The 10533-nt window shown below is 69.3% G+C and carries 10 protein-coding genes; 4 read left to right on the top strand and 6 right to left on the bottom strand.

Translation table 11 applies throughout. The features are described from left to right. Positions 1-214: 214 nt before the first annotated feature. The 4 genes from RWM17_RS08530 to RWM17_RS08515 are packed head-to-tail and all read right to left on the bottom strand — an operon-like array spanning position 215 to position 4496. Positions 215-1882: a cytochrome bc complex cytochrome b subunit gene (locus RWM17_RS08530; protein WP_399540325.1), complete on the bottom strand. Its 1668-nt coding sequence runs from the start codon at positions 1880-1882 to the stop codon at positions 215-217. Further along, complete coding sequence (locus RWM17_RS08525; protein WP_314102702.1) at positions 1879-2946, bottom strand: Rieske 2Fe-2S domain-containing protein; 1068 nt, start codon at positions 2944-2946, stop codon at positions 1879-1881. The genes RWM17_RS08530 and RWM17_RS08525 overlap by 4 nt, the downstream gene beginning before the upstream one ends. Positions 2947-2984: 38 nt before the next feature. Beyond that, positions 2985-3830: a c-type cytochrome gene (locus tag RWM17_RS08520; RefSeq protein ID WP_133737450.1), complete on the bottom strand. Its 846-nt coding sequence runs from the start codon at positions 3828-3830 to the stop codon at positions 2985-2987. A gap of 21 nt (positions 3831-3851) precedes the next feature. Next, positions 3852-4496, bottom strand: coding sequence for a heme-copper oxidase subunit III (locus RWM17_RS08515; protein WP_123545607.1), 645 nt, complete (start codon positions 4494-4496; stop codon positions 3852-3854). A 109-nt stretch (positions 4497-4605) separates the two neighbouring features. Here RWM17_RS08515 and trpD point away from each other — a divergent pair, with 109 nt between their 5' ends. Further along, complete coding sequence (gene trpD / locus RWM17_RS08510) at positions 4606-5658, top strand: anthranilate phosphoribosyltransferase (protein WP_314102698.1); 1053 nt, start codon at positions 4606-4608, stop codon at positions 5656-5658. Positions 5659-5812: 154 nt separating this feature from the next. Here the strand turns inward: trpD and glpK are convergent, their stop codons facing one another. Both glpK and RWM17_RS08500 read right to left on the bottom strand, forming a co-directional pair. Further along, positions 5813-7330 carry a glycerol kinase GlpK gene (gene glpK / locus RWM17_RS08505; RefSeq protein WP_123545611.1) on the bottom strand — a complete coding sequence of 506 codons (1518 nt, stop codon included), beginning with the start codon at positions 7328-7330 and terminating at the stop codon, positions 5813-5815. A 120-nt stretch (positions 7331-7450) separates the two neighbouring features. Then, the gene (locus RWM17_RS08500; RefSeq protein WP_314102696.1) at positions 7451-8188 is read right to left on the bottom strand and encodes an MIP/aquaporin family protein; all 738 of its coding nucleotides are present in this window, start codon (positions 8186-8188) and stop codon (positions 7451-7453) included. 228 nt (positions 8189-8416) lie between these two features. Between RWM17_RS08500 and dhaK the strand changes: the two genes are divergently transcribed. The 3 genes from dhaK to dhaM form a co-directional block, all read left to right on the top strand. Then, complete coding sequence (gene dhaK / locus RWM17_RS08495; protein WP_314102694.1) at positions 8417-9418, top strand: dihydroxyacetone kinase subunit DhaK; 1002 nt, start codon at positions 8417-8419, stop codon at positions 9416-9418. 43 nt (positions 9419-9461) lie between these two features. After that, the gene (gene dhaL / locus RWM17_RS08490) at positions 9462-10133 is read left to right on the top strand and encodes a dihydroxyacetone kinase subunit DhaL (protein ID WP_314102692.1); all 672 of its coding nucleotides are present in this window, start codon (positions 9462-9464) and stop codon (positions 10131-10133) included. Positions 10134-10135: 2 nt separating this feature from the next. Continuing rightward, a partial coding sequence (dhaM, locus tag RWM17_RS08485) for a dihydroxyacetone kinase phosphoryl donor subunit DhaM (protein ID WP_314102690.1) occupies positions 10136-10533 on the top strand: 398 nt, incomplete at its 3' end.

The following is a 10533-nucleotide window of genomic DNA, read 5'->3' as shown; positions in this document are numbered from 1 at the left end:
CTACGGGAACCCGCCGAGGGCTACGGGAACCCGCCGAGGGCTACGGGAACCCGCCAAGGGCCTCGGGAACGCCTTGCACCCGCGCTCGGCCGGGCGACGGGCGGCCGACATCTCCGGCAGATGAGGCACGAGGTGCAGGGAGACGGGGGAGCGGAGTGAACGGCGGAGGGCCCGACCGCTGCTGCGGTCGGGCCCTCCGGGTGGTGCAGGTGGGTCAGTGCTCGTCGTGGTGCGAGGCCTCGATCTCCGAGCGCTTGACCGGTGCGATGCGGTCCTCGAAGAAGAAGGTCGACACCGACGCGCGGACGCGCTGCAGGGGAGTGATCTGCCCGTTCGCGTTCGGACGGATCATGAGCGGCTCGTACTCGTTGAAGTTCAGCAGACGCCAGCGCTCGTACTCGTCGAGCTGCTCGTGGACCTCGACGTACTCGCCACCGGGGAGGCGGACGATCCGACCCGACTCGTAGCCGTGGAGGGCGATCTCGCGGTCCTTCTTCTGGAGAGCCAGGCAGACGCGCTTGGTGATCCAGAAGGCGAGGAACGGTCCGATGATCAACACGGCCTGGACCGAGTGGATCACGAAGTTCAGCGAGAGCCTGAAGTGCGTCGCCATGATGTCCGAGCTCGCCGCAGCCCAGAGAGCTGCGTAGACGACGATGCCGGCGGCACCGATCGCCGTACGGGTCGGAGCGTTCCGCGGACGGTCGAGGATGTGGTGCTCGCGCTTGTCGCCGGTCACCCACGCCTCGAGGAACGGGTACAGCAGCACCGCGAGGATGAAGATCACTAGGACGGCGATCGGCGCCAGGATGTTCATCGAGACCGTGTATCCGAAGAAGAGGAACTCCCAGCCCGGCGGGACGAGTCGCAGAGCACCGTCAGCGAAGCCGATGTACCAGTCCGGCTGCGTTCCCGCGGACACCGGCGACGGGTCGTAGGGCCCGTAGTTCCAGATCGGGTTGATCGTGAAGAGCGACGCGATGAGCACCAGGACGCCGAAGACGATGAAGAAGAACCCACCGGCCTTGGCGGCGAAGACCGGCATGACGGGGACGCCGACGACGTTCTCGTTGGTCTTGCCGGGGCCTGCCCACTGCGTGTGCTTGTTGATGATCAGCAGCAGGAGGTGGACGCCGAGGAGGGCGATCAGCAGGGCCGGCAGCAGCATGATGTGCAGGGAGTAGAAGCGACCCACCATGTCGGTGCCGGGGAACTCTCCGCCGAACAGCAGGTACGAGATCCAGACGCCGATCACGGGGATGCCCTTGACCATGCCGTCGATGATCCGCGCACCGTTGCCGGAGAGGAGGTCGTCGGGGAGCGAGTAGCCGGTGAAGCCCTCGGCCATGGCGAGGACCCAGAGGGTGAAGCCGACGACCCAGTTGATCTCGCGGGGCTTGCGGAACGCGCCGGTGAAGTAGACGCGCAGCATGTGCAGCATGATCGACGCCACGAAGAGCAGCGCGGCCCAGTGGTGGATCTGGCGGAACAGCAGACCGCCGCGGATGTCGAACGAGATGTCGAGCGTCGACGCCATGGCGGCCGACATGTTGAGGCCCTTGAGCGGCACGTACGAGCCGTTGTAGTTGACCTCGGCCATCGACGGCTGGAAGAAGAACGTCAGGAACGTGCCTGAGAGCAAGATCACGACGAACGAGTACAGCGCGACCTCGCCGAGCATGAACGACCAGTGGTCCGGGAAGATCTTGCGACCCACCTCGCGGACCAGGCCGGACATGCTGGTGCGCTCATCGACATAGTTCGCCGCGGCGCCGAAGATCTTGTTCGTCTTGGTCGGCGCGAAGGCCGGTGCCGTGGTGGTGGTGTTCGAGCCCTCGGACGGAGTCGTCTCCGTGCTCGGTGCCGGTGTGGTGGTGATCACTTTTCGCGCTCCCAGAAGCTAGGGCCCACAGGTTCGTGGAAGTCGCTCTGCGCGACGAGGTACCCGTCGGAGTCCACGGCGATGGGCAGCTGCGGGAGGGGCCGCTTGGCCGGTCCGAAGATCACTTCGCAGTTGTTCGTCACGTCGAAGGTCGACTGGTGGCAGGGGCAGAGCAGGTGGTGTGTCTGCTGCTCGTAGAGTGCCACGGGGCACCCGACGTGCGTGCAGATCTTGGAGTACGCGACGATGCCGTCGTACTGCCATCCCTCGCGGCCTTCAGGGATGTTGAGGTCCTCGGGCTTCAGGCGCATGAGCAGCACGGCTGCCTTCGCCTTCTCCTCGAGGAGGTGCTCCGACTCGTTCAGGTTCTCGGGGATCACGTGGAACACCGAGCCCAGGGTCACGTCGGACGCTCTGATTCGCGAGCCGTCAGGGTCGCGGGTGAGGTGCATGCCGTCTTCCCAGAGGGTGTGACGGAGGACCTCGTTGGGGTCCTCTGCCGGGGCCAGGTCGCGGAAGATCACGACGGCCGGCAGGGGAGTGGCGACGAGGGCGCCGATGAGGCTGTTGCGGATCAACGCGCGGCGGCCGAAACCCGACTCCTGGTTGCCCAGGGCGAAGACCTCGACGGCCTTCTCACGGGTCTCGTCGGTGCCGCGGGTGCTGTGTCGCATCTCGGTGATCTCGCGCGCGGGCATGAGCGTCTTCGACCAGTGCACCGCACCGATGCCGACGGACAGCAGGCCGAGCGCGATGCCGAGGCCGAGGAAGAGGTTGTTCAGGCGGACGGAACCCGAGTCGCCCGATGTGATCGGGAACGCCACGTAGGCGCCGATGGCGCCGATGCTGCCGACGATCGAGAGGAAGAACCAGATGCTGACCTGTCGCTCGGCCTTCTTCTCGGCCTTGGGGTCGATGTCCGTGACCCGGTCGCGATGGGGCGGCTCACCCGGGTTCTCGAAGACGTCCGTCGTGACGACGGCCGTTCCGGCCGACACCTGTCGAGGCTCATGCTTCTCGACAGCCGAGCCCGCGATCGGGGCCTCGTCGTCGTGCTGTGCCATGGTTTCTTGCCTTTCGTGGAGTGCGGGAGAGTCGCGGGTCAGTTGGACCGGGCGGTGAGCCAGATGGTCACGGCGACGATCGCGCCGAGGCCGAAGATCCAGATGAAGAGGCCCTCGGCAACGGGGCCGAGGCTCCCGAGCTCGAACCCGCCGGGCGACGGGTTGTTCTCCAGGTACTTGAGGTAGGTGATGACGTCGGCCTTGTCCTGGGGGGACAGGTTGAGGTCGTTGAAGACAGGCATGTTCTGCGGGCCGGTGAGCATGGCCTCGTAGATGTGCGCACCGCTGACGCCGTCGAGAGCGGGGGCGTACTTGCCCTCGGTGAGGGCGCCTCCCGCACCGGCGACGTTGTGGCACATGGCGCAGTTGATGCGGAACAACTCGGCGCCGTTCGTCGTGTCGCCGTCGGCCTGCAGGTACTCCTCGTCGGGGATCGCGGGGCCGGGGGCCAGTGACGCGACGTAGGCGGCGAGGTCGTAGACCTGGTCGTCCGTGAACTGCGTGGGCTTCTCTTCTGCCTGGGGGCCGTTGGCCGCCATGGGCATGCGGCCCGTGCCGACCTGGAAGTCGACCGAGGCGGCGCCGACGCCGATGAGGCTCGGGCCCTCGCCCGTGCCGTCGGCGGCGAGACCGTGGCAGGTGGCGCAGTTGGAGGCGAAGAGCTTCTGACCCTCGTCGATGCTCTGCTGCGAGGCGGCGGAGGTGGTGCTCTCGTCGGCGGTGGCCGTCGACGAGAAGAGGGCGTACGCACCACCGGTGGTCAGCAGGCCGACCAGGAGGAGCGAGGCCGTGGCCAGGGGGCTGCGGCGACCGGTCTTGGCCGGGCGGCGCTTGGGCGTGCGGCCCTCGGGAGAGGACGTGGCTGCTGAGCTTTTGAGGAACATGCTGTGCGAGGGATCCAATGCCTATTTGAGGACGTAGACGACCATGAAGAGGCCGATCCACACCACGTCGACGAAGTGCCAGTAGTACGAGACGACGATGGCGGTCGTCGCCTCCTTGTGACCGAAGTTCTTGACGGCGAAGGCGCGGCCGATCGTGAGCAGGAACGCGATGAGCCCGCCGATGACGTGGGCCCCGTGGAAGCCGGTCGTCATGTAGAAGGCCGAGCCGTAGGCGCTCGAGCTGAGGGTGACGTGCTCGGAGATGAGGTGGGCGTACTCGAAGACCTGGAGGCAGATGAACGCGGCGCCCATGGAGTAGGTGAGGAAGAACCACTCGACCATTCCCCACGAGCCGACCTGGAACAGCTTGCCGGTGCGTCGTGCCTGCATGCGCTCGGCGGCGAAGACGCCGAACTGGCAGGTGACCGACGAGAGCACGAGCATGATCGTGTTCGTCAGGGCGAACGGCACGTCGAGCTTGGCGGTCTCGGCAGCCCACAGCCCCGGGGAGGTGCTGCGCAGCGTGAAGTAGATCGCGAAGAGGCCGGCGAAGAACATGACCTCGCTGCCGAGCCACACGATGGTGCCCACGGCAACCGTGCTCGGCCGGTTCACGACCGGTCCTGCAGAAGGTCTCGAGAGAGAGGTACTTGTCACGAGGACCATTATGCCTGGTAACCGGCCCAGGGTTTGCGCAGGAAACCCCGGGTGGTGGATTTTGCGTTGACGACGAGCTATGTGATGGGCCACCCTGCGCGCCGATAGCCTTGGCGGCATGATCCACGACCTGACCTGGCCCTTCCTCATCGACCAGCTGCTCTCCGGGCACGACCTCTCGATCAGCGAGGCGACCTGGGCGATGGAGCGCGTCATGGTGGGGGAGGCGACCCCGGCCCAGCTCGGCGCGTTCCTCGTGGCCCTCCGTGCCAAGGGCGAGACCGTCGACGAGATCGTCGGCTTCCGTGACGCCGTGCTGGCCCACGCGGTGCCGCTGCCCGTCGACTCCATGGCCGTCGACATCGTGGGCACGGGCGGCGACCGGTTCGGCACGGTGAACGTGTCGACGATGGCGTCCGTCGTCGTCGCGTCGACCGGCGTGCCCGTCATCAAGCACGGCAACCGCGCCGCCAGCTCGTCGTCGGGGTCGTCGGACGTGCTGGCGGCCCTCGGCATCGACCTGGGGCTCGGTGCCGACCGGGTCGCCGAGGTGCTCGGCGAGGTGGGTCTCACCTTCGCCTTCGCCGCGGCGTTCCACCCGGGCTTCGGCCACGCCGCGGCCGTGCGGCGCGAGATCGGCGTGCCCACCGTGTTCAACTTCCTCGGCCCGCTCGTCAATCCGGCGCGTCCCGAGGCCAGCGCGGTCGGCGTCGCGTCGCCCGAGAAGGTCGCCCTCATCGTCGGCGTCTTCCAGACCCGCGGGGCGACGGCGCTGGTGTTCCGGGGCGACGACGGGCTCGACGAGCTCACGACCACGGGTCACAGCCACATCTGGGAGGTCTCGGCCGGCTCGGTGACCGAGCACGACCTCGACCCCCTCGAGCTGGGCATCCCGCGTGCGGCCATCGCCGACCTGGTGGGCGGCGACGCCGAGCACAACGCCGGCGTCGCTCGTCGTGTCCTCGACGGGGAGGCCGGCCCGGTCCGCGACATCGTCCTGCTCAACGCCGCGGCGGGGCTCGTCTCGTACCGCCTCGCCCAGGACCCGAGCCAGCGCGACCGGCCGATCCTCGCCCGGTTCCGCGAGCAGCTCCTGGTCGCCGCCGAGGCGATCGACTCGGGCGCCGCATCCCGCAAGCTGGCCGACTGGGTGGCCGCCACGCGGCGCTGAGTCGTGCTGACCGCCTCCAGCGGGGCCGCCTGCAGAGGTCCCGAGGAGGCGGTCGTCCCGGCCACGACGGAGGGCCCGTTCCAGACGGATCGGGCCCTCGTGCTGTCACCTCAGGGAGGTCGGCGTCAGCGTGTCGCCTCAGAGGAGGCTGGCGTCAGTTGACGTCCTCGTCGACCCAGTCGAAGGTCTTCGTGACGGCCTTCTTCCAGAGGCGGAGAGTGCGGTCGCGCTCGTCGGCCTCGATGTTCGGCGTCCAGCGCTTGTCCTCCTGCCAGTTCGAGCGCAGGTCGTCGAGCGTCTCCCAGAAGCCGACCGCGAGGCCGGCCGCGTAGGCGGCGCCCAGCGCGGTGGTCTCGGCGACGACCGGACGCACCACGGGCACGTTCAGGATGTCGGCCTGGAACTGCATCAGCGCGTCGTTGCCGGTCATGCCGCCGTCGACCTTGAGCTCGGTCAGGTCGACGCCCGAGTCGGCGTTGACCGCGTCGAGCACCTCGCGCGTCTGGAACGCCGTCGCCTCGAGGGCGGCACGGGCGATGTGGCCCTTGTTGACGTAGCGCGTGAGGCCCACGAGGGCACCACGGGCGTCCGAGCGCCAGTAGGGAGCGAACAGGCCCGAGAACGCGGGGACGAAGTAGACGCCGCCGTTGTCCTCGACGCTCTTGGCGAGCTCCTCGACCTCGGGGGCGGAGCCGATGATGCCGAGGTTGTCGCGCAGCCACTGGATCAGCGAGCCGGTGACGGCGATCGAGCCCTCGAGTGCGTAGTGCGGCGCCGCGTCGCCGAGCTTGTAGCCCAGCGTCGTGAGCAGGCCGTTCTTCGAGTGGACGATCTCCTCGCCCGTGTTGAAGATCAGGAAGTTGCCGGTGCCGTAGGTGTTCTTCGACTCGCCCTGGTCGAAGGCCGCCTGGCCGAACGTCGCGGCCTGCTGGTCGCCCAGGATGCCGGCGATGGGGACCTCGCGGAGGAGGCTGGAGGCCTCGACCGTGCCGTAGACCTCGGACGAGCTCTTGATCTCGGGGAGCATCGAACGGGGCACGTCGAAGGCCTCGAGGATGTCGTCGCGCCACTCGAGCGTCTCGAGGTCCATGAAGAGGGTGCGCGAGGCGTTGGTGACGTCGGTGACGTGCACGCCGCCGTCGGTGCCGCCGGTGAGGTTCCAGAGGACCCAGGTGTCGGTCGTGCCGAAGAGCAGGTCGCCGGCCTCGGCCTTCTCGCGGGCGCCCTCGACGTTCTCGAGGATCCAGACGACCTTCGTGCCCGAGAAGTAGGTGGCGAGCGGCAGGCCCACGACGGGCTTGAAGCGCTCGACGCCGCCGTCGGCCGCGAGGCGGTCGACGATCGACTGGGTGCGGGTGTCCTGCCAGACGATGGCGTTGTAGACGGCCTTGCCGGTGGTCTTGTCCCAGACGACGGCGGTCTCGCGCTGGTTGGTGATGCCCACGGCCTTGATGTTGTGGCGCGTGATGTCGGCACGGGAGAGGGCCTGGCCGATGACCTCGCGGGTGTTCTCCCAGATCTCGGCGGGGTCGTGCTCGACCCAGCCGGCGCGCGGGAAGATCTGCTCGTGCTCCTTCTGGCCGGTCGAGACGATCGAGCCGGAGTGGTCGAAGATGATGGCGCGGGTGCTGGTGGTGCCCTGGTCGATCGCCAGGATGTAGTCGTCGCTCACGGGTGGTTCTCCTTCGTCGTTGATGGTGTGCACCGGGCAGGGGGGACGCGCCCCGGCCGTGGCCGGAGCGTGTCCCGGGTGTCCCCGTGGTGCAGTCGTGGAACGGGTGTGGCCGGCCTGCTAGCCGTTGATGAGGGGGAGGAGCGGGTACGACAGGAGCGCTGCGAGCGACCCGCCGACGAGGGGGCCCACGACGGGCACCCAGGCGTAGGACCAGTCGCTGGAGCCCTTGCCCTTGATGGGCAGCAGGGCGTGGGCGATGCGCGGGCCGAGGTCACGGGCCGGGTTGATGGCGTAGCCGGTCGGGCCGCCGAGGGAGGCGCCGATGCCGACCACCAGGAGGCCGACGGCCAGGCCGCCGAGGCCGCCGAGGTCGACCGGTGCGGCGCTGCCGTTGGTGAAGGCGATGATGACGAACACCAGCACGAAGGTGCCGATGATCTCCGTCACGAGGTTCCAGCCGTAGTTGCGGATGGCCGGACCGGTCGAGAACACGCCGAGCTTCGAGGCCGGGTCGGGCTCCTCGTCGAAGTGGTTCTTGTAGGCCAGCCAGACGATGACCGCACCGATGATCGCTCCGACCATCTGCGCCGCGACGTAGACGAGGAACTGCGGGAAGTCGATGTTGCCGAGGATCAGCTGCGCGATGCTGACCGCGGGGTTGAGGTGCGCGCCCGACTTGTACGAGACCGCGATGCCGGCGAAGACCGCGAGGCCCCAGCCGAAGTTGACCATCAGGGTGCCGCCGTTGAAGCCCTTCGACTTCGTGAGGGCCACGTTGGCGACCACGCCGCCACCGAGGGTGAGGAGCATGGCGGTGCCCACCAGCTCAGAGAGAAAAATCGTTCCCAGGTCCACGTCGACCTTCCTTAGTCGTCGGGCGGAGGGCGACTGTGCACCTCCGCGGTGAGCGTGTGGCATCACCATAGACCCGGGCCGCACCCTGGCCGCCACTCGAATCACCACGGATGCACATATGTGCAGGCACGGTGTCGCGCGCCCTGCCTGCACCAGCCCCGGCCGGAGTAGCTTCGAGGCGCGACGGTGCCGTCCGAGCACCGCGCCCGCACCCAGGGAAGGACTTCGATGAAGAAGCTCATCAACGATCCGAAGGACGTCGTCGAGGAGGCGGTGGCCGGCATGGGCGCCGCCCACCCTGACCTGCTGGTCGTCTCGCACGACCCCACCTTCGTGCGTCGGGCCGACGCGCCCGTGGCGGGCAAGGTCGCGATCGTCAGCGGCGGAGGCAGCGGCCACGAGCCCCTGCACGCCGGCTTCGTCGGCCACGGCATGCTCAGTGCCGCAGTTCCGGGCCCGGTGTTCACCTCGCCGACGCCCGATCCGATCGTCGCCGCTACCCAGGCCGTCGACGGGGGAGCGGGCGTCCTCTTCATCGTCAAGAACTACACCGGCGACGTGCTCAACTTCGAGACCGCGGCCGATCTGGCCGAGGCCGAGGGCATCACCGTGGCGTCGGTGCTCGTCGACGACGACGTCGCCGTCAAGGACTCCCTCTACACGGCCGGCCGACGCGGCGTCGCGGGCACGGTCGTCGTCGAGAAGACCGCCGGGGCCGCGGCCGAGCGCGGTGACTCCCTCGAGCAGGTCGCCGAGGTGGCCCGCCGCACGAACGCCGCGACCAGGACGATGGGCGTCGCCCTCGCCGCTGGCGTCGTGCCACACGCCGGAGAGCCGAGCTTCACGCTCGCCGACGACGAGATCGAGATCGGCATCGGGATCCACGGCGAACCCGGTCGCGAGCGCGTGCCGCTCGAGCCGGTCGACCGGATCGTGGACCGCCTGCTCGACGCCGTCCTCGACGACCTGGGCACCGCCTCCGGCGATCGCGTCCTGCTGTTCGTCAACGGGATGGGCGGCACGCCGCTCGTCGAGCTCTACATCGCGTTCCGGCGTGCCGCGGAGGTGCTGGCCGAGAAGGGCGTGGAGGTCGCACGGACCCTCGTCGGCAACTACGTCACGTCGCTCGAGATGCAGGGCATGTCGATCACCGTGACCAGGCTGGACGACGAGCTGACCGAGCTGTGGGACGCGCCCGTCGAGACCGCTGCCCTGCGGCACGGCCGCTGACCCTCCCGCCGCCACCAGACCAGACACTCGAGAGAAGGACGACATGACACTGGACTCCACCTGGGCCCGCCGCTTCGTCGAGCGCGCGGCCGACACCGTCAGCGAGAACCGCTCGGCGCTCGTCGAGCTCGACCGCGAGATCGGCGACGGTGACCACGGCGAGAACCTCGAGCGGGGCTTCTCGGCCGTCCGCGCGAAGCTCGCCGCGCAGCCGGACGACGCCACGCCCGGCGCCCTGCTCAAGATGGTCGCGACGACCCTCATCTCGACCGTGGGAGGCGCCTCCGGGCCCCTGCTCGGCACCGCCTTCCTCAAGGGGGCGGGCGCCCTCGGCGACGCGACGGAGCTCGACTCCGCTGCCGTCGCGGCCTTCGTGGCCGCGGCTCGCGACGGCGCCGTCCTCCGGGGCAAGGCGGAGGTCGGCGACAAGACGATGATCGACGCCTGGACTCCGGCGACGGACGCGGCGCGGGCCGCCGCGGACGAGGGCGACGAGCCCGGGGCGGTCCTGCGTGCAGCGGCCGACGCCGCAGCTGCCGGTGCCGAGTCGACCGAGCCGCTCGTCGCCCGCAAGGGACGAGCGAGCTACCTCGGCGAACGAGCGGTCGGCCACCGGGACCCGGGCGCGCAGTCGTCCGCGCTCATCCTGGCCGCCGCCGCGGACGCCGCCGACGACGTCGCGGCAGCCGCGACCACGACCTCCGGGGAGGCGTGACCATGGCCTCCGTCGGCATCGTCGTCGTCTCCCACAGCTCGAAGATCGCCGAGGGCACGGTCGAGCTCGCCCGACAGATGGCGCCCACCACGACCCTGGTCGCCGCGGGCGGCACCGACGAGGGCGGCATCGGCACGAGCTTCGACGCCGTCTCCGCCGCGCTCGGCACCGCCGACGGCGGCGGGGGAGTCGTGGTGCTCTGCGACCTCGGCTCCGCGGTGCTCACCTCGGAGACGGCGGTCGACTTCCTCGACGACGCGGATCGCGAGCGCGTCGTCATCGTGGACGCGCCGATCGTGGAGGGGGCGGTGGCCGCGGCCGTCGCGGCCGAGACCGGCGGTTCGCTGGCCCAGGTCGCCGAGGCGGCCCGCAGCGCGACGGGCGTCGCGGACCCCCACGC

This window comes from uncultured Frigoribacterium sp., assembly GCF_963515265.1.
In the GTDB taxonomy this organism is placed as follows: Bacteria; Actinomycetota; Actinomycetes; order Actinomycetales; family Microbacteriaceae; genus Frigoribacterium.
The sequence above is the reverse complement of the archived record's forward strand: the minus strand, read 5'-3'. Positions and strand labels throughout refer to the sequence as shown.